The organism is Trabulsiella guamensis ATCC 49490, from assembly GCF_000734965.1.
Lineage (GTDB): Bacteria > Pseudomonadota > Gammaproteobacteria > Enterobacterales > Enterobacteriaceae > Trabulsiella > Trabulsiella guamensis.
In genome coordinates this window covers 35949-54397 of sequence record NZ_JMTB01000036.1, presented here as the reverse complement: position 1 = coordinate 54397, position 18449 = coordinate 35949, and the positions used below count along the sequence as shown (strand labels likewise).

Sequence of the window (18449 nt, the reverse complement as noted above, 5' to 3'; positions counted from 1 at the left end):
CGGGGTGACGCCGAGCGGCGAAACGCGCGGCAGGGTGGCGTTCTGAATCGTAGGGCCATCGGCCAGCGGATCAGAGAATGGAATGCCCAGTTCCAGTGCGTCAGCACCGGCTTCAATCAGCGCATCAATGATTTTCAGCGACTGCTCAGGGCCAGGATCGCCAAGCGTGACGAAGGGAACAAACGCGCCTTCCTTGCGGGCCTTCAGTTGTGCAAACAAAGTCTCATAGCGTTCCATCAGATTTCCCCTCGCGCTTTCAGAATATCGTGTACGGTAAAGATGTCTTTATCACCGCGGCCGGACAGGTTCACTACCAGCAACTGCTCTTTCTGCGGATCGTCACGCATCATTTTCAGCGCGTGCGCCAGTGCATGCGACGACTCCAGCGCCGGGATGATGCCTTCGTGACGGCTCAGGGCTTTGAATGCATCCAGGGCTTCGTCATCGGTAATAGAGACATAATCCGCGCGACCGATGCTGTTGAGATACGCATGCTGCGGCCCGACAGACGGAAAATCGAGCCCGGCAGAAATAGAATAAGACTCTTCAATCTGACCTTCATCTGTTTGCATCATCGGCGATTTCATACCGAAGTAAATTCCCACGCGACCATGTTTCAGCGGCGCGCCGTGCTCGCCGGTTTCAATACCGTGGCCGGCAGGCTCCACACCAATCAGCCCAACGGACGTTTCATTGATAAAGTCAGCAAACATGCCGATGGCATTCGATCCGCCACCCACACAGGCAATAACCGCATCCGGCAGACGGCCTTCCTTTTCCTGAATCTGTGCTTTTGTCTCTTCGCCAATCATGCGCTGGAATTCACGCACGATGGTTGGGAACGGGTGTGGGCCTGCCGCAGTGCCGAGCATATAATGTGCGTTCTCGTAGCTGCCGGACCAGTCGCGCAGCGCCTCGTTGCAGGCATCTTTCAGGGTGGCGGAACCGCTGTGCACCGGGATCACTTCAGCGCCCATCAGACGCATACGGAAGACGTTCGGCGACTGACGTTCCACGTCTTTTGCGCCCATATAAATGCGGCATTTCAGGCCGAGCAGGGCGCTGGCGAGCGCGGAGGCCACGCCGTGCTGCCCGGCGCCAGTTTCGGCGATGATTTCGGTTTTACCCATGCGTTTCGCCAGCAGCGCCTGTCCCAGCACCTGGTTGGTTTTATGCGCGCCACCGTGGAGCAGATCTTCGCGCTTCAGGTACAGCGTGGTGTTGGTACCTGCCGTAAGGTTGCGGCATTTGGTCAGCGCGGTCGGTCGACCAGCATAGTTTTTCAGCAGGTCAGTAAATTCCGCCTGAAACGCAGGGTCTTTTTGCGCGCTGACAAACGCTTCTTCGAGCTGGCGCAGGGCAGGCATCAGGATCTGCGGCACGTACATGCCGCCAAACTCGCCGAAATACGGGTTAAGTAAAGTGCTCATTATTGCTCCTTAATATGCGCGCAGCGTCTGAAAAACCGAGGCCAGTTTGCTGGCATCTTTAATACCCGGTTGTGACTCTACACCTGAATTGAAATCGAGGCCGGCAGCACCGCTTCTGGCGGCTTCCACGCAGTTATCGGGGCTCAGGCCGCCTGCCAGCAACACGTTGCTGAGATCGGCACCGCTGAGCAATGACCAGTCAAAACGCACGCCTGTACCACCCTGGCCGTTGTCGAAAATGTATTTATCGACATGATTGAGATCGCGTGCGGGCAACGTGTCACCGACGCTGAGTGCTTTCCATATTTGCACCCGTTCCGGCAGCGTCGCGCGCAGGGCGTTGATGTACGCCTGGTTTTCGTCACCGTGTAACTGCACAGCGGCAAGTTTGAGCGTGGTGGCTTTCGCGACCACCTCATCAATGGTGGCGTTACGGAACACGCCGACGTAACTCAGCGGTGCCGCGCTGATGACATCGCGCGCCTGGGCGTCGTTCACGACGCGGGGTGATGAGGCGACAAAAATCAGTCCGCCATAAATGGCACCCGCTTCGTATGCCGCCTGGGCATCCTGTGCACGGGTCAGCCCGCAGACTTTATTTTCGCCCAGTAATACACGGCGTACGGCAGCGCTGAGATCATCATGGGACATCAGCGCCGAGCCAATCAGAAAACCGTTGGCGAAATGGCTCAGTTCGCGAACTTGGGCATACGTATTGATGCCGGATTCGCTGATCACCGTTACGCCGTGGCCCAGACGCGGCGCCAACTGGCGGGTACGGTTGAGATCGATAGAGAGATCACGCAAGTCACGGTTGTTAATTCCCACCACTTTCGCGCCGAGCGCCTGGGCTCGCGCCAGCTCTTCTTCGTTGCTCACTTCTGTCAGCACACCCATGCTCAGGCTGTGCGCGACCGCAGCAAGCTGTTGATATTGCTCGTCATCCAGTACGGAGAGCATCAGCAGGCAGGCATCGGCCTGGTAATAGCGCGCCAGGTAAATCTGGTAAGGATCGATAATGAAGTCCTTACACAAAATCGGTTGCGGCGCCATGTTGCTGACAATCGGCAGAAAATCAAAACTGCCCTGAAAGTATTTTTCATCTGTCAGCACGGAAATCGCCGAGGCATGATGCCGGTAAATACTGGCGATACGCGCCGGGTCGAAGTCGTCGCGGATCACCCCTTTGGATGGCGATGCCTTCTTACATTCCAGAATGAATGCGGTGCGCGCGCCCTGCAGGGCATCATAGAAGCTGCGCGTGCTGGGAATGATCTCGTTCTGAAAGGTCGCCAGCGGCTGCTGTTGTTTACGGGACTCTACCCAAATCGCTTTGTCGGCAACAATTTTCGCTAATACGGTCTGCATCATTTACCCTCTTGCCGCGAGTGCGGTCACTCTGTCATACGCTGCACCACTGTGCAGGACATCAATCACCTGCTGCGCATTGGCTTTGAGATCGTTATGGCCGTGCAAGCGCAACAACATCGCGACGTTGGCAGCCACCGCAGCCTCGTGAGCCGCGTCGCCCTTACCTTGTAGCAGACGGGTGAGAATGTCACGGTTTTCTTCCGGCGTGCCGCCCGCCAGCTGTTCCTGGCGATACGGCGTCAGACCGAAGTCCTCGGCGGTCAGCTGATAGCTGCTGATCTCGCCATCATTCAGTTCAGCAACGATGGTCGGCGCATGCAAGGAAACTTCGTCCATGCCGCCGCTATGCACTACGGCGGCACGCTGATAACCCAATACGCGCAGGGTTTCCGCAATCGGCAGCACCAGTTCGGCACTGTAGACGCCAATCAGCGCCAGCGGCGGATGCGCCGGGTTGATCAGTGGCCCAAGCACGTTAAACAGGGTGCGGGTTTTCAGTTGCTGACGCACCGGCATGGCGTGGCGGAACCCGGTGTGATATTTCGGCGCAAACAGGAAGCAAACGCCCAGCTCGTCCAGCGCGGCGCGGGATTTTTCGGCGTTCATATCGAGATTAATACCGAACGCGGCCAGCAGATCGGACGAACCGGATTTACTGGAGACGCTGCGGTTGCCGTGTTTCGCCACCTTCAGACCGCAGGCTGCCGCGACAAAGGCGCTGGCGGTGGAAATATTGATGCTGTTGCTGCCATCGCCGCCGGTGCCGACAATATCCGCAAACGGATAATCAGGGCGCGGGAAGGGTGCGGCATTTTCCAGCAGGGCCGTTGCGGCACCGGCAATCTCGTTCGGATGCTCGCCACGCACTTTCATGCTCACCAGCACCGCCGCAAGCTGCTCCGGTTTCATCTCGCCGCGCACCACGGCAGAGAAAAGCTGGTGGCTTTCCTGCTGCGTCAGCGTCTTCGCCTGGTAGAGTTTTTCCAGAATCGGCTGCAGCGTATTGACCGGCTCCAGCTTTTGCTGCGCCCAGGCCAGCGTCTGCTCAAGCAGGCGCGCGCCGTGGGTGGTCAGAATTGATTCCGGATGGAACTGGAAGCCACAGACGCGATCGGCGTCATGACGTACCGCCATCACCATGCCGCCAAAATGCGCGTTGATGGTCAGTCCCGCCGGAATGTCACTACCAACCAGCGAATGGTAGCGCGCCACCGGCAGCGGGTTTGGCAGCCCGGCAAACATCGCCTGGCTGTCGTGTTCAATGCTGGATGCCTTACCGTGCAGAATTTCCCCGGCCTGGCCGACATAACCGCCATACGCTTCAACAATCGCCTGATGGCCGAGACAGATGCCGATAATCGGCAGCTTGCCGCGCAGACGGGTCAGCAGTTCCGGCATGCAACCAGCCTCAGACGGTACGCCTGGTCCCGGTGATAACATCAGCACCGGATTTTTCATGGTCGCCAGACGGTCAATTAACGTTTGTGCCGGAACATGATTACGGTAAATCACCACATTGTGTCCCTTCGAACGCAGCTGATCCGCCAGGTTGTAAGTAAACGAGTCGATATTATCGAGCAGCAGAATATCAGCCATCAGAACGTCTCCTGTGCGTGGTGGGCCTGAGCGATTGCGCGCACCACTGCGCGTGCTTTATTACGAGTTTCATCCGCTTCCGCCTGCGGGATGGAGTCCAGCACCACGCCTGCGCCCGCCTGCACGGTGGCGATGCCATTTTCGACATAGGCCGAACGGATAACGATGCAGGTATCCAGATCGCCATGCGCGGTAAAGTAGCCCACCGCACCGCCGTAGCTGCCGCGACGTTTGCCTTCTGCGGCGGCAATCAGTTGCATCGCGCGGACTTTCGGCGCGCCGCTCAGGGTGCCCATATTCATGCAGGCGCGATAGGCGTGCAGTACATCAAGATCACTGCGCAGTTCACCCACCACACGGGAAACCAGATGCATCACGAAGGAATAGCGATCAACTTTGGTTAAGTCGGCGACGTAACGGCTGCCCGGTGTACAAATGCGCGCCAGATCGTTGCGCGCGAGGTCAACCAGCATCAGATGTTCAGAGAGCTCTTTATGGTCAGTCCGCATTTCCAGCTCGATGCGGCTGTCGAGGTCGCGATCCAGCGTGCCGTCAGCACGACGGCCGCGTGGACGGGTGCCGGCAATCGGGTAGATCTCAATCTGGCGCGTACTGGCGTCATATTTGAGCGAACTTTCCGGCGAGGCGCCAAACAGCGTGAAGTCATTGTCCTGCATGAAAAACATGTACGGGCTCGGGTTGCTTTTCTTCAGCACGTCATAGGCGGCGAGCGGTGACGGGCAGGGCAGCGAGAAACGACGGGATGGCACCACCTGGAAAATTTCCCCGGCACGAATTTCACGCTGCATTTTGCGCACCACCGCGCCGTACTGATCATCACTTTGATCGCACTCGCACGGCAGGTGTGCCATCAGCCGCACCGGCAGCGGCGATACCGGCTCGCCGAGTTGCTGCTCAAGTGCGGCAATGCGCTGCGTTAAGCGAGCTTTTTCGCTGGCGGACGGGGTGAACAGGCTGGCCTGAATACGGGTGCTTTTTGCCTGATGGTCGATGACCAGCAGCGTTTCTGCGAGGTAAAAGCAGTAATCGGGGCAGGCGTTGTCAGCATCAAGATGCGGCAATGCTTCGAACCCGGCCACCAGGTCATAGGCAAATAAGCCGCCGAAGAACATCGCTTCACGCTCGTTAGCCGGCACAGTGACCAGATCCTGCAGCAGACGGAAGGCGTCAAACACCGACAGCGAACGCAGGCGGGCGTCTTCGTCCAGTAGCGCGCTGACCGCCGGGAAACGCAGGACGCGGGACATCGGCTGGCGTTCGTTTTCAATCCCCGAGGGCAGCGCGTTATCGAGCAGCGCAAGCAGCGCAGCGCCGTTATCAGAAAGCGCCTGCAGGGTCACCGTATTACCGAGCGCGGTAATGCGCAGGGCGCTGTCGACCAGCAGCAGGCTCTTTAAATCATTTTTACTGTCGATATCTGCGGATTCGAGCAGCAGCGTGGCCGGACGCGCGCCGCACAACTGATGAAACAGTGCGGTCGGGTTATCCCGATAAAGGGCGTTACTGGTCAGAAGTTCAAGCGCAGGTTTTGGTGTTTGCATCTTTGTTCTCGCCTGTCTGGATAAAATTGTGTTCAAAAAAAAGCCCGCTTATACGCGGGCCTGGTATCTGTATGCGGATTGCAGACGTACGACACTTGCCCGTTAACAGGAAGTGCGCCACCAGCCATCATTAATGCGAATATGCGTTTTCATGTCAGATACCGATTTCTTATGAGCTTATGTACTAGTTAACTAGTTCGTGAAAATAAAGTCAACCCCGATTTCAGAAAAACCGCCTGACCCGCTATGATGTTGCGCTGACCCCACCGAAGTAACGGGTGCCATTTTGAGCGACCATAACGACAATTACGCGATTATTTACGACCTGCATAGCCACACCACCGCGTCAGACGGGCGTCTGACGCCACAGGAGCTGGTGCATCGCGCCCATGAAATGCGTGTCGGTACGCTGGCGATTACCGACCATGACAGCGTGGCGGCGATTCCGGCCGCACGGGCGGAAATCGCCCGCGCCGGTTTACCGCTGAACCTGATCACCGGCGTGGAGATCTCCACGGTCTGGGAAAACCATGAAATTCATATTGTGGGTCTGAATATCGACATTAACCATCCGCAAATGACCGACTTTCTGGCTGAGCAAAAAACACGCCGCCAGCAACGGGCGAAACTGATCGCCGAGCGGCTGGAAAGGGCGCATGTGCCGGGCGCCTGGGAAGGCGCGCTGGCATTGGCGGACGGCGGGGCGGTAACCCGCGGCCACTTCGCCCGTTTTCTGGTGGAAGCGGGGAAAGCGAGCAACATGGCCGATGTGTTTAAAAAATACCTCGCGCGCGGGAAAACGGGTTATGTTCCGCCGCAGTGGTGTACAATAGATCAAGCTATTGATGTGATTCATCATTCTGGCGGCAAAGCGGTGCTGGCGCATCCAGGGCGATACGATCTGTCCGCCAAATGGCTGAAAAGGCTATTGGCTTACTTCACCGAATGCGGTGGAGACGCGATGGAAGTTGCACAGTGTCAGCAGGCGCCGCATGAGCGTGCACTGCTTGCTACCTACGCCCGGCAGTATGGTTTACTGGGATCACAGGGCTCTGATTTTCACCAGCCCTGTCCGTGGATCGAACTCGGCCGGAAGCTATGGCTTCCCGCTGGCGTGGAAGGCGTGTGGCAGACCTGGGAACCGTCGCAGAATAATTCGTGAGAGGGAAGTATGAGTCAGTTTTTTTATATTCATCCGGACAATCCGCAGGCCCGCCTGATCAACCAGGCCGTGGAAATTGTGCGAAAAGGTGGCGTTATCGTTTATCCCACTGATTCCGGGTATGCGCTGGGCTGCAAAATTGAAGATAAAGGCGCGATGGAGCGCATCTGCCGCATCCGTCATCTCCCGGACGGGCATAACTTCACGCTGATGTGCCGCGATCTGTCCGAACTGTCGACCTACGCGTATGTCGACAACGTCGCGTTCCGCCTGATGAAAAACAACACGCCAGGCAACTACACGTTCATTCTTAAGGGTACCAAAGAGGTGCCGCGCCGTTTGTTGCAGGAGAAGCGTAAAACCATTGGGATGCGCGTGCCGTCGAATCCGATTGCGCAAATGCTGCTGGAAGCGCTTGGCGAGCCGATGCTTTCCACCTCACTGATGCTGCCCGGCAGCGATTTTACCGAGTCTGATCCGGAAGAGATCAAAGATCGTCTGGAGAAGCAGGTCGACCTGATCATTCATGGTGGTTACCTGGGCCAGCAACCGACTACGGTTATTGATTTGACCGACGAAGCGCCTGTGGTGCTACGTGAAGGCGTCGGTGACGTTAAGCCTTTCTTGTAACCAACGGGGCGACCGTGATGTCGCCCCTGCGGGAGTTAAAGTAAAACCAGAGGCATCCAGGTCAGCCCGGTGACGACCAGCAACACCAGGAAAACCAGCCCGAAAATGGCGCCCAGCCGCCAGTAATCCGCCGTCGGCAGATAACCACTACCGTAGTAGATCGGGCTTGGACCGGTCGCATATGGGGTAAGAATGCTGCCCAGACCAATTGCCGCGCCGACCATCAGGCCAAAGACAGGTAACGGAATGTCCGGCATAGCCAGCGCGGCCGCAATCATCATGGGCGCCAGCGCGGAGGTATATGCCGTGGCGCTGGCGAAGAAGTAGCGCAATAAATAAAACACCACGATCAGCGCCACCATCACCATCATCGGCGAGTAACCGCTCAGTCCGTTTGCCAGCAGCTTACCAAACCAGGTGATGAAGCCGGTGTCGTTAAGGCCGGTGGCAAGCGTTATCAGCGATGCCAGCCAGAAGAAGACGTTCCATGCTGATTTATTACTGATGATGTCATCCCAGCAGATGATGCGTAATACCAGCATCAGCGCGACCACGCTGTAGCCGACCATTGCGGCATCAATATAACTTCCCCCGAAGATCCACAACACCAGCGCGCCGACCATCAGCACCAGCATCTGTTTTTCGCGGGTGCAGAGCGGCCCCATCGCCTTCAGTTCCGCCTCTGCCCAGCGCGGTACCTGATCGCCTGATTTCAGAACTGGCGGGTACAACACATAGGCCAGCCACGGCACCAGCAGTACCAGCAGAATACTCAGCGGCAGCATACCCAGGAACCAGTCTCCCCAGCTCAGCGCGGTATGCGAGGCGCTCTTCATCAGACCAATCAGCAACAGGTTGGGCGCCATCGCCGTCAGGAATATGGCGCTGGTCACACAGTCGGCGGTGATCCCCATCCACATAATGTAAGAGCCAATGGAGCGGGCGCTGCCGTCGCCAGGTTGTGAGTTATACAGTGGTGGCAGGTTGCGGATGATCGGGTAGATAATCCCTGCGCCGCGCGCGGAGTTGGACGGCGTAACGGGGGAAAGGATCAGCTCAGAGAACATCACCGCGTAGCCCAGGAACAGCGTGCGATGCCCCATCTTTTTGACCAGCATCAGTGCGATACGCCGACCGAGGCCCGTTTTTTCATAGCCGGTACCAAACATAAAGGCGGCGAAAATCAGCCAGATAACGGAGTTGGAAAAACCCGACACCGCCCACGACAACGCTTTGGATGTAAATTTGAAACCCGCCTGGGCAAGTTGTTCCGGGCTGAACAGCAGCCAGGGCGAAAGGACAGCAATGATCGAAATGCCGATCATTGCCACGACCGCGCCCGGTACAGGCTCCAGAATGAGTCCCACGATGACGCCGGTAAAGACCGCAAAATAGAGCCAGGAATGGCTCTCAAGACCGGCGGGAACGGGCAAAACAGCAATAATGGCGATGACCACCAGCGGAGCCAGATATCGCCACCAACCAGTTAATGGTGCCATAGTCGTATCCCTGCATGAAGGGAGAGACAGCGCGTCTCTCCGGAAGGGTTATTTGATGTAATGCACGTGCTCGCAGATTTCGTCGACGATGGGGCCGCGACGCTCAGCGAACATTTTTTTGTTTTCGGCGATCAGGTTGTTGCCGTGGGTATCTATTGAGACGATCAGTGGCCCGAACTCTTTCACCCGACATACCCATAGTGATTCCGGCATGCCCAGTTCCGTCCAGTACACCTCTTCAATCTCTTCAACCTGGGTTGCCGCCAGCACGGCGCAACCTGCCGGGAAGATCACATGCAATGCCTTAAATTTCTGGCAGCCTTCTTCCGTCAGTGGTCCCATGCCGCCTTTCCCCACTACCAGTTTGACGCCAGTCTGTTCAATGAACTCCTTCTCGAAGGCTTCCATTCTCATGCTGGTGGTCGGACCAACGGAGACCATCTCCCATTTTTCACCGTTCTTACGCACGATCGGCCCGGCGTGGAAAATCGCCTTACCGTTCAGGTCGTACGGGATGGGGCGTTTGAGTTCAATCAGGCGGCGGTGACAGACATCGCGGCAGGTCACCAGCATGCCGGTCAGGTAGATAACATCACCCACGCGGATGTCTTCCAGATCGTCGGCTTTGATCGGGGTTGTCAGGATCTTTTTCATAACGCGCTCCGGGTGTGAGACAGGTTTTCGAAAGAGAGGTCAGAATGAACCCGCAGCGTGCCACGCCGGTGCGCCCAGCAACCGGTGGAGACCGCCACACCAATCGTTGACGGGTGACGCGCGGCGGATTCGATATGAACCCCCATCACCGAACTGTTGCCGGTGAGTCCTTGCGGACCAATCCCCAGGCGATTTAATCCCTCTTCCAGACGCAGTTCGAGCTCAGCCGCTTTTGGATTCGGGTGACGGGTACCGATAGGACGCAGGATGGCTTTGCGTGAAAGCACGGCGGCGGTTTCAACGGAAGTGGCAATCCCCACACCGACCAGCACCGGCGGGCAGGCATTTACTGCTAACGTCGAAATATTTTCAAAGACGAATTTGACGACGCCTTCGTAGCCTTCCGAGGGCATCAGTACTTTCGAGCGCCCTGGCAGCGTGCAGCCGCCGCCCGCCATGTAAACTTCGATTTCAGCATTGTCGCCATCCGGGATGATGTCCCAGGTCACCCACGGCACGCCGCTGCCGGTATTTTTCCCGGTATTCACCTCGTCAAAAATCTCTACCGCGTTATGACGCAGCGGCGCTTTCGCCGTGGCATCTTCTACTGCCTGTTTAAGGATTCGTTGCAGTTCGCCGAGCAGAGGAAAGCGCGAGCCCACCTTCACAAAGAACATGATTTCACCCGTGTCCTGGCAGGCCGGACGATTAAGATCGATAGCCTTTTGCATGTTGTCGAACATCGTGTGGTAGATGATTTTCCCCATGGAGGATGTTTCGGCGTCCCGCAGCTGTTTTAATTTATCCACCACGTCATCGGGCATCCGGGTGGATATCATGGCGGTAAAATTAGCGACAATTTCCGTCAGCGTATTCACCGCGGCTTGATTATTTTGATTGCTCATCCTGTTAACTCCAGTTCTTTTATTTATCTGGAAAGAAACTCTCCGCAGTAAACTAACACTAAAAATGTGGTTTTATATTTTTTGGTACTGTGAATGTGCAATTAACACTTCGTAAATCACGCTGAAGAAAGACGCTGAAAATTGAGCAAGGGCAGGGATTAATCGCTTTTTGCGAATTACACTGCGGGTATTAACATCACGGGTAATGTGACGATGCTGAAAACGTGGCCCTTAGCCAAAGATCTGCAAGTGCTGGTGGAAATTGTTCATACAGGAAGCTTCAGCGCTGCCGCCGCCGCGTTGGGGCAGACACCGGCGTTTGTCACCAAGCGGATTCAGATCCTGGAGACGACGCTTGATACCACACTGCTTAACCGCTCGGCGCGGGCGGTCGCGCTCACGGAGAGCGGGCAGCGCTGCTATGAACAGGCGCTGACGATCCTCACGCAATACCAGCGGTTAGTTGATGAGGTCACGCAAATCAGAATGCGGCCAGAAGGGATGATTCGCATTGGTTGTAGCTTTGGATTTGGCCGTAGTCATATTGCGCCAGCCATTACTGAATTGATGCGCATCTATCCTGAGTTACAGGTTCACTTTGAGCTCTTCGATCGGCAAATTGATTTGGTGCAGGATAATATCGATCTGGATATCCGTATTAATGATGAGATTCCTGATTATTATATTGCGCATTTGTTAACGAAGAATAAAAGGATATTGTGTGCGTCCCCGGAGTATTTGCAAAAATATTCCATGCCTGAGTCCCTGCAGGAATTAAGTCGACATGATTGCCTGGTAACAAAAGAACGTGATATGACGCACGGAATATGGGAGCTGGATAATGGCACAACGAAAAAGTCAGTCAAAGTAAGCGGGCACCTCTCCTCAAACAGTGGTGAAATTGTGCTGCAATGGGCGCTGGAAGGAAAAGGGATTATGCTGCGCTCGCAATGGGATGTGCAGCCGTTTCTGGCGAGCGGCAAGCTGGTTCGGGTTCTGCCGGCGTATGCGCAGAGTGCAAATATCTGGGCAGTCTATCAGGAGCCACTGTATCGCAGCGTGAAACTCAGAGTCTGCGTAGAGTTTCTGGCGGCATGGTGCCAGCAGAGGCTGGGCAAGCCAGATGAGGGTTATCAGGTGCCCCGTCATCCTTAAACCCCCCATATCCCACGGGTTGTTCTGACCAGGGCTGATGAAACTAGATGAATCATTTAGACTAAAGTTCGTGTAGTATGTGCGCCCACGAATCAGCGTGTGAGACACGTTGTGTGCCATGAAATAGTTTCATAGCAGTGAGTTAATATGAGATTGTTATTAACTTATTGTTTTATAAAGTATATCAGACGCCTGTGAAGGCGACACCTATAGGAAGCTCTATGAGCGAAAAATTGCAGAAAGTGCTGGCCCGTGCGGGCCACGGCTCGCGTCGTGAAATTGAATCCATTATTGAAGCCGGTCGCGTGAGTGTGGACGGCAAAATCGCCACGCTGGGTGATCGCGTGGAAATCACGCCGGGTCTGCGGATCCGCATTGATGGTCATCTTGTCTCCGTAAAAGAATCCGCCGAACAGATTTGCCGTGTACTGGCGTACTACAAGCCGGAAGGCGAACTCTGTACCCGTAACGATCCAGAAGGGCGCCCGACCGTGTTTGACCGCCTGCCGAAGTTGCGCGGCGCACGGTGGATTGCTGTCGGTCGTCTGGACGTTAACACCTGTGGTCTGCTGCTGTTCACCACCGATGGCGAACTGGCGAACCGTCTGATGCACCCGAGCCGCGAAGTTGAACGTGAATATGCGGTGCGTGTGTTTGGTCAGGTGGAAGAGAGCAAAGTGCGCGATCTGGCGCGTGGCGTTCAACTGGAAGATGGTCCGGCGGCGTTCAAAACCATCAAGTTCAGTGGTGGTGAAGGCATTAACCAGTGGTACAACGTCACCCTGACAGAAGGGCGTAACCGCGAGGTGCGTCGCCTGTGGGAAGCGGTCGGTGTGCAGGTCAGCCGCCTGATCCGCGTACGCTATGGTGATATCCCGCTGCCAAAAGGCCTGCCTCGCGGCGGCTGGACGGAACTCGACCTGGCGCAGACCAACTACCTGCGCGAGCTGGTGGGGCTGAAGCCTGAAACCGAATCCAAAGTGGCTGTCGAAAAAGATCGTCGTCGGATGAAGGCGAATCAGATCCGCCGTGCCGTGAAGCGTCACAGCCAGGTCAGCAGTAATCGCCGCTCTGGTAGCCGCAACAACAACGGCTAATCTTCTCTCCCGGCTCAGGGGCGAATACCGCCCCTGACGTCGTTTCCCGCCGCAAGAAAAAATCTCATTTTGTAGACGGCTCGATTCCCACACGTTTACTGCCAGAATAAAATTCCTCCTTCACAGAAAGGCGTTTTAGCTTCGCTGCAAAGGGACAGGACACGCATGGAAATTTATCTGGTACTCGCCGTTATTGCCGTTGTCATTATCTGGTTCATCTTCACCTATAACCGTTTTATTCGTCTGCGCCGTTTTAAGGATGAGGCGTGGAGTGGTATTGCCGTCCAGCTTAAACGTCGTCACGATCTGGCACCAAACCTGCTGAGCCTGGTGAAGCGCTATGCCGGGCATGAAAAAGAACTGCTGGAAGCGATTTCACGCCAGCGCGGCGATCTGACAGGCAACACGCGCGATATTGCCGAAAACGAGCGCGATTATGCCGGTATTCTGGGGCGTGTCTTCGCCCTCGCCGAAGCCTGGCCTGAACTCAAGGCGAATGAGAACTTCCTCTCACTACAGCAAACCCTTGAAGAAATCGAAGAACAACTCCAGCTGGCCCGTCGCTATTTCAACGGTACGGTACGCGATCTGAATATTCTGGTGGAGTCTTTCCCGAGTCTTATCGTGGCGCGGGTTTTTGCGTTTAAAACCGGTGACTTTTTTGAGCTGGAGGAGCCGACTGATGCTGCTGTTCCACGGATGGACGTTTAGTCGTAAAAGCGTGCGCGGACTGTTGTTCTGGGGATGGATCTGTTTCTGGTCACCGTTTTCCTTCGCGGCGTCTGATTATGAGCATATTCTCGCCTTCGACGTGCAGGCCAGCTTCAGTAACGATGGCAGCATGGCGGTGACCGAGTCGATTACGGTCTATGCCACTGGTGACGAGATCAACCACGGTATTTTCCGCACGCTGCCACTGACCTGGAATCGTCAGGACGGCAAAATTTTCCGCGTCGGGTATCAGGTGGAACGGGTGCTGCGCGACGGTAGCCCTGAGCCGTACAGCGAAGCGCGCACCGGCGACATGCTGGAACTGCGCATCGGAGATGCCTTCCGCACGGTGGACACCGGCGAGCATACGTACGTCATTTACTATCGGGTCTCCAACCATTTCAGCCGCTTCCCGGACTGGGATGAACTTTACTGGAACGTGACGGGCAACGGCTGGCCGTACGACATCGACAGCGCCAGTTTTCAGCTAACGTTGCCAGACTCAGCGGCCCATCTGAACAGCGAAGGCTATGACCAGCGTCTGCGCAGCATCGATGTCTATACCGGTTATCAGGGCGAACGCGACGCGCAGGCCGAAATTCTGGCGGACGGCAGCGTCAGCACGGTGGCATCGCTGAGTGCGCAACAGGGACTGACGGTGGTCTATACCTGGCCGCGCGGGATTCTGGCAAATGCCCCCGACCCGAATGCGGTCAATCCGTGGATTTATGCGCTGCTGCCGAACGAAAAATCACTGGTATTGTGGATGCCGGTACTGGCGATGCTCGTCTGGTTCCCGGTCTGGTGCTGGCGAAAATTTGTCCGCGCCGGGTTGAAAAAGCCGCCGGTGATCCCGTTGTACGATATTCCGGAAGGTATTACACCGGGTTTCATTCGCTACGTCAGCCAGCGCCGTTTTGATAACGTCGTATTCAGCAGCGACCTGCTGGATCTGGTGGCCCGGCGGGCGCTCTCCCTGACGCTGAAAACGCCGAAAGTGGGCAAGCAGGGGTTCTGGTCCTCATCACCGAAAGAAGAACAGTGGCTGTCACGACAGACTGAGGGCCGGACGGTGGATATCACCCCGGATGATCAGCAACTGCTGAAAACGCTGTTTCCCGATGCAAAGAGAAGCATCAACCTCAATCAGGCGCATCAGCCAGTGATGCAGAAAGCGCTCAGGCTGGTGGAACAACGTTACAGCGCCCAAAAGAGCGCGCTGTTTCTGGGCTGGAGAAAAGCATTCTGGGTCGGCATTCTTCTCCTGCTGGCTGTCCCGTTGCTGTGTGCCGTTTTTATCAATGGCGGGGTGGGCGTGTTGACGCTACTGGCGCTGGCCTTCCTTCTTTTTACCGCGATTTTTGCGTTTATCGCGTTTACTGTTCTGCGAGCATCAAGCCGGGGTGTCGTGCGCTGGGGCTGTGCGCCGCTTATTCTGCTGGCTGTCTCGATACCAAACGTTATCGCTGTGCTGAGCTGGACTACGTCGATGTCGCTGGGGCAACTGCCTGCGGGGTATATCGGCGCATTACTGGCGGGGATGGCGATCCTGCTGGTGTTCGGGATAACGGTGCCGAAATACACACAGCAAGGGCTGGAGGCGCTGGCGATGGCGGAAGGGCTAAAGCGTTATCTGAGTACCGCTGAAACGCATCGTTATGAAACGCTCTATCCGCCGGAGCAGCGGGTGACACATTTCGAGCGCATGCTGCCTTATGCGCTGGCGCTGGGCGTCGGAGAAACCTGGGCCAATGCGTTTTCGGATTATCTGGTGGATAGCGGCAGCATGTCGGAGATCTTTAGCAACACGGACTGGCACCATGTGCGCTCCTTCAGTGATTCATGTCGCTCATCGGCGATGGCAAAACCCAGCGCGGGTCGTGGCAGGTCTGGATCGCGATCCAGCGGTTCGGGTTCATCGGGCAGAGGGTCGTCAGGGGGCGGTTCGGGTGGCGGCGGAGGCGGCGGCTGGTAAAAACGGCTGGCGCTGAGGCCAGCCGCAGGGCACTAGTAATCTATGCCCGGCTGCGCTTTGACGCCTGCATCAAACGCATGTTTTACCGGACGAAGCTCGCTGACGGTGTCTGCCAGTTCCGTAATCTCACGGTGACAACCACGACCGGTGATGATCACTGATTGCTGCGTCGGGCGGTTTTTCAGCGCTGTCAGCACCTCTTCCAGTGGCAGATAGTCATACGCCACCATATAGGTGAGCTCATCAAGCACCACCAGGTCGAGGGTCGGGTCGGCAAGCATGCGTTTGCCATGCTGCCACACGTCGAGACAAGCCGCGGTATCGCTTTCCCGGTTTTGTGTGTCCCAGGTAAACCCGGTCGCCATCACCTGAAACTCGACGCCGTGCGGCTCAAGTAAATTGCGCTCGCCGTTCGGCCAGTTGCCTTTAATAAACTGCACCACACCGACTTTTTTGCCGTGCCCGACGGCGCGTGTGGCGGTACCAAACGCCGCGGTCGTTTTACCTTTACCGTTGCCGGTAAACACCATCAAAACGCCACGTTCGTCCTGCGCTGCGGCTACGCGGGCATCGACCTTCTCTTTGACCCGCTGCTGACGCTCACGATAACGTTCTTCACTCATTGTGCGATCCCCGGTTTACGGCCTGGCTGGGCGTCAAACGTCATTCCGGTTTTGCGGCGACTGTCGTCGCCCATCAGCCACAGGTAAACCGGCATAATGTCCGCCGGGGTTTTCAGTTTTAACGGATCTTCTGTCGGGAACGCGCTGGCACGCATACCGGTTCGGGTGCCGCCCGGGTTGATACAGTTCACGCGCAGTCGACCCTGGTACTCTTCCGCCAGCACCTGCATCATGCCTTCGGTGGCGAATTTCGAGGCGGCATAGGCGCCCCAGTTGGCGCGACCTTCACGCCCGACGCTCGATGATGTGAACACCAGCGATCCGGCATCGGATTTGAGTAATAAAGGAAGCAACGCCTGTGTCAGCATAAAGGTGGCGTTCACGTTGACCTGCATCACCTGCTGCCAGACGTCGGGACGCTGTTCTGCCATCGGGGCGACATCGCCCAGTAAGCCCGCATTATGCAGAACGCCGTCCAGACGCGGCGAATGAATAGCGATTTTCTGCGCTAGCTGCTGGCACTCTTCCGGTGTGCAGGTCAGCAAATCGAGAGTGAACCAGGTAGCGGGAAGAAGCCCTTCGGTGTCGAACTGTTGAGCAACGGCACGGAGCTTGTCTTCGTTTCGCCCGAGCAGGATCACGGACGCACCGTGACGGGCGTAGGTTATCGCAGCTTCGCGACCAATACCGTCGCTGGCGCCGGTGACCAGAATAATATGATTTTGCAGCAAATCGCGCTGTGGTTGGTAATGCACGGTGACTCCTTGACTGGTCACTTTCGGACCAGACCTTGTTCATTTGATCTGACTTTTCGGCTTTATGCCCTAAATAGCGCCTCATTACAATCAGCCAGGCGGAAAGTCCGCCATACTGTTAACATTTTGCAACGCTTTCATTGTTCAGGAAAAAAACGGGAAGGCGGCTCGCAGCGTAGAATAACGCCAGAGACGCTGCCCGGGCTGTGATGTAAACTGAGCGCGTATGTTGGGTGAACTTAACCAAGGTGGAAGAGTGGAATTACTTTCTCAATACGGGTTGTTTTTAGCAAAGATTGTCACCGTCGTGGTGGCGATTGCCGTCGTTGCAACCATCATCGTTAACCTGACTCAACGGAAACGACAGCGGGGCGAATTGCGGGTTACCAACCTGAGCGAGCAGTATCAGGAGATGCAGGAAGATATGTCAGTCGCGATGCTCGACAACACGCAGCAGAAGCTCTGGCATAAAGCGCAGAAGAAGAAACGCAAGCAGGAAGCCAAAGCCGCAAAGGCCAAAGCGAAGCAGGGCGACCTGAAAGAGGCCGGGAAACCGCGCGTCTGGGTGCTCGATTTCAAAGGCAGTATGGATGCCCATGAAGTCGGCAGTCTGCGCGAAGAGATAACCGCCGTGCTGGCGGTCGCAAAACCACAGGATGAAGTGGTGTTGCGTCTCGAAAGCCCCGGTGGCGTGGTGCACGGCTACGGGCTTGCGGCGTCCCAGTTGCAGCGTCTGCGCGAGAAAGCTATTCCTCTGACAGTGGCGGTGGACAAAGTCGCTGCCAGCGGTGGCTATATGATGGCCTGTGTAGCGAACAAAATCGTCGCCGCGCCGTTCTCTATCATTGGCTCGATTGGCGTAGTAGCGCAGATCCCCAACTTTAACCGTTTTCTGAAAAACAAAGATATCGACGTAGAATTGCACACCGCGGGTCAGTACAAACGTACGCTGACGCTACTCGGTGAAAATACCGAAGAAGGACGACAGAAGTTTCGCGAAGATCTGAACGAAACTCATCATTTGTTTAAGTCGTTCGTGCAGCGTATGCGTCCGGAACTGGATATCGACAACGTGGCGACCGGCGAGCACTGGTATGGCGTTCAGGCGCAGGAGAAGGGGCTGGTCGACGAAGTCGGCACCAGCGATGATCTGCTGCTGCGTCTGATGGATGGCCGCGAGGTGATTAGCGTCCGCTACCTGCAACGCAAGCGGTTGATGGATCGCCTGACGGGCAGCGTAGCGGAAAGCGCCGACAGGTTGTTGCTGCGCTGGTGGCAGCGCGGTCAGAAACCGATGCTGTAAAAACGAAAACGCGAGGCTCGG

17 protein-coding genes and 1 other annotated feature are annotated in these 18449 nt (G+C 56.3%); of the genes, 7 read left to right on the top strand and 10 right to left on the bottom strand.

The annotated features are described in order from the left end of the window. From GTGU_RS03725 to GTGU_RS03705, 5 genes are all read right to left on the bottom strand, one after another. Positions 1-237: tryptophan synthase subunit alpha (locus GTGU_RS03725; RefSeq protein WP_038154317.1), on the bottom strand; the 237-nt coding region annotated here is incomplete at its 3' end. Then, positions 237-1430 carry a tryptophan synthase subunit beta gene (gene trpB / locus GTGU_RS03720; RefSeq protein ID WP_038154316.1) on the bottom strand — a complete coding sequence of 398 codons (1194 nt, stop codon included), beginning with the start codon at positions 1428-1430 and terminating at the stop codon, positions 237-239. The genes trpB and GTGU_RS03725, both read right to left, overlap by 1 nt. A 9-nt stretch (positions 1431-1439) precedes the next feature. Further along, positions 1440-2798 (bottom strand): bifunctional indole-3-glycerol-phosphate synthase TrpC/phosphoribosylanthranilate isomerase TrpF, encoded by a 1359-nt coding sequence (gene trpCF / locus GTGU_RS03715; protein WP_038154323.1) that lies wholly within the window; start codon positions 2796-2798, stop codon positions 1440-1442. Positions 2799-2801: 3 nt separating this feature from the next. Next, complete coding sequence (trpD, locus tag GTGU_RS03710; RefSeq protein ID WP_038154315.1) at positions 2802-4397, bottom strand: bifunctional anthranilate synthase glutamate amidotransferase component TrpG/anthranilate phosphoribosyltransferase TrpD; 1596 nt, start codon at positions 4395-4397, stop codon at positions 2802-2804. Then, positions 4397-5959: an anthranilate synthase component 1 gene (locus tag GTGU_RS03705; protein WP_038154314.1), complete on the bottom strand. Its 1563-nt coding sequence runs from the start codon at positions 5957-5959 to the stop codon at positions 4397-4399. Before GTGU_RS03705 ends, trpD begins: the two co-directional genes overlap by 1 nt. Positions 5960-5993: 34 nt before the next feature. Beyond that, positions 5994-6088, bottom strand: a sequence feature (Trp leader region). Positions 6089-6245: 157 nt separating this feature from the next. On the opposite strand from GTGU_RS03705, the gene rnm reads away from it, so the two are divergent. Next, on the top strand, positions 6246-7121 hold the full coding sequence (gene rnm / locus GTGU_RS03700; protein WP_038154313.1) for an RNase RNM: 876 nt from the start codon (positions 6246-6248) through the stop codon (positions 7119-7121). Positions 7122-7130: 9 nt separating this feature from the next. Further along, a complete protein-coding gene (locus GTGU_RS03695; RefSeq protein WP_038154311.1) occupies positions 7131-7751 on the top strand; it encodes an L-threonylcarbamoyladenylate synthase in 621 nt (206 codons plus the stop codon). Between the two features lie 35 nt (positions 7752-7786). Here the strand turns inward: GTGU_RS03695 and GTGU_RS03690 are convergent, their stop codons facing one another. The 3 genes from GTGU_RS03690 to ttdA are packed head-to-tail and all read right to left on the bottom strand — an operon-like array spanning position 7787 to position 10809. Then, positions 7787-9250, bottom strand: coding sequence for an anion permease (locus tag GTGU_RS03690; RefSeq protein WP_038154310.1), 1464 nt, complete (start codon positions 9248-9250; stop codon positions 7787-7789). 48 nt (positions 9251-9298) lie between these two features. Further along, positions 9299-9904, bottom strand: coding sequence for a L(+)-tartrate dehydratase subunit beta (ttdB, locus tag GTGU_RS03685; RefSeq protein ID WP_038154309.1), 606 nt, complete (start codon positions 9902-9904; stop codon positions 9299-9301). Beyond that, positions 9901-10809, bottom strand: a complete 909-nt coding sequence (ttdA, locus tag GTGU_RS03680) for a L(+)-tartrate dehydratase subunit alpha (RefSeq protein WP_038154308.1) — start codon at positions 10807-10809, stop codon at positions 9901-9903. The genes ttdB and ttdA overlap by 4 nt, the downstream gene beginning before the upstream one ends. 213 nt (positions 10810-11022) lie before the next feature. Between ttdA and ttdR the strand changes: the two genes are divergently transcribed. From ttdR to GTGU_RS03660, 4 genes are all read left to right on the top strand, one after another. Beyond that, positions 11023-11964, top strand: coding sequence for an L-tartrate utilization transcriptional activator TtdR (gene ttdR / locus GTGU_RS03675; protein ID WP_038154307.1), 942 nt, complete (start codon positions 11023-11025; stop codon positions 11962-11964). Between the two features lie 221 nt (positions 11965-12185). Beyond that, positions 12186-13061 carry a 23S rRNA pseudouridine(2605) synthase RluB gene (gene rluB / locus GTGU_RS03670; RefSeq protein ID WP_038154305.1) on the top strand — a complete coding sequence of 292 codons (876 nt, stop codon included), beginning with the start codon at positions 12186-12188 and terminating at the stop codon, positions 13059-13061. Positions 13062-13226: 165 nt separating this feature from the next. Next, positions 13227-13772: a LemA family protein gene (locus GTGU_RS03665; protein WP_038154304.1), complete on the top strand. Its 546-nt coding sequence runs from the start codon at positions 13227-13229 to the stop codon at positions 13770-13772. Beyond that, positions 13744-15747 carry a DUF2207 domain-containing protein gene (locus tag GTGU_RS03660; protein ID WP_084222737.1) on the top strand — a complete coding sequence of 668 codons (2004 nt, stop codon included), beginning with the start codon at positions 13744-13746 and terminating at the stop codon, positions 15745-15747. Before GTGU_RS03665 ends, GTGU_RS03660 begins: the two co-directional genes overlap by 29 nt. Before the next feature lie 32 nt (positions 15748-15779). Here the strand turns inward: GTGU_RS03660 and cobO are convergent, their stop codons facing one another. Together cobO and GTGU_RS03650 are read right to left on the bottom strand one after the other, a co-directional pair. Beyond that, the gene (gene cobO / locus GTGU_RS03655) at positions 15780-16370 is read right to left on the bottom strand and encodes a cob(I)yrinic acid a,c-diamide adenosyltransferase (protein ID WP_038154302.1); all 591 of its coding nucleotides are present in this window, start codon (positions 16368-16370) and stop codon (positions 15780-15782) included. Next, the gene (locus GTGU_RS03650) at positions 16367-17125 is read right to left on the bottom strand and encodes a YciK family oxidoreductase (RefSeq protein ID WP_038154300.1); all 759 of its coding nucleotides are present in this window, start codon (positions 17123-17125) and stop codon (positions 16367-16369) included. The genes cobO and GTGU_RS03650 overlap by 4 nt, the downstream gene beginning before the upstream one ends. 256 nt (positions 17126-17381) lie before the next feature. Here GTGU_RS03650 and sohB point away from each other — a divergent pair, with 256 nt between their 5' ends. Next, on the top strand, positions 17382-18428 hold the full coding sequence (gene sohB / locus GTGU_RS03645; RefSeq protein ID WP_038154299.1) for a protease SohB: 1047 nt from the start codon (positions 17382-17384) through the stop codon (positions 18426-18428). The last annotated feature ends 21 nt before the right edge of the window (positions 18429-18449 follow it).

Coding starts and splice junctions, on each gene's coding strand:
- GTGU_RS03660 (WP_084222737.1), top strand. CDS start 13,744: ATGCTGCTGTTCCACGGATGGACGTTTAGTCGTAAAAGCGTGCGCGGA.
- trpB (WP_038154316.1), bottom strand. CDS start 1,430: ATGAGCACTTTACTTAACCCGTATTTCGGCGAGTTTGGCGGCATGTAC.
- GTGU_RS03690 (WP_038154310.1), bottom strand. CDS start 9,250: ATGGCACCATTAACTGGTTGGTGGCGATATCTGGCTCCGCTGGTGGTC.
- GTGU_RS03705 (WP_038154314.1), bottom strand. CDS start 5,959: ATGCAAACACCAAAACCTGCGCTTGAACTTCTGACCAGTAACGCCCTT.
- ttdA (WP_038154308.1), bottom strand. CDS start 10,809: ATGAGCAATCAAAATAATCAAGCCGCGGTGAATACGCTGACGGAAATT.
- GTGU_RS03695 (WP_038154311.1), top strand. CDS start 7,131: ATGAGTCAGTTTTTTTATATTCATCCGGACAATCCGCAGGCCCGCCTG.
- rluB (WP_038154305.1), top strand. CDS start 12,186: ATGAGCGAAAAATTGCAGAAAGTGCTGGCCCGTGCGGGCCACGGCTCG.
- cobO (WP_038154302.1), bottom strand. CDS start 16,370: ATGAGTGAAGAACGTTATCGTGAGCGTCAGCAGCGGGTCAAAGAGAAG.
- ttdB (WP_038154309.1), bottom strand. CDS start 9,904: ATGAAAAAGATCCTGACAACCCCGATCAAAGCCGACGATCTGGAAGAC.
- trpD (WP_038154315.1), bottom strand. CDS start 4,397: ATGGCTGATATTCTGCTGCTCGATAATATCGACTCGTTTACTTACAAC.
- ttdR (WP_038154307.1), top strand. CDS start 11,023: ATGCTGAAAACGTGGCCCTTAGCCAAAGATCTGCAAGTGCTGGTGGAA.
- GTGU_RS03665 (WP_038154304.1), top strand. CDS start 13,227: ATGGAAATTTATCTGGTACTCGCCGTTATTGCCGTTGTCATTATCTGG.
- trpCF (WP_038154323.1), bottom strand. CDS start 2,798: ATGCAGACCGTATTAGCGAAAATTGTTGCCGACAAAGCGATTTGGGTA.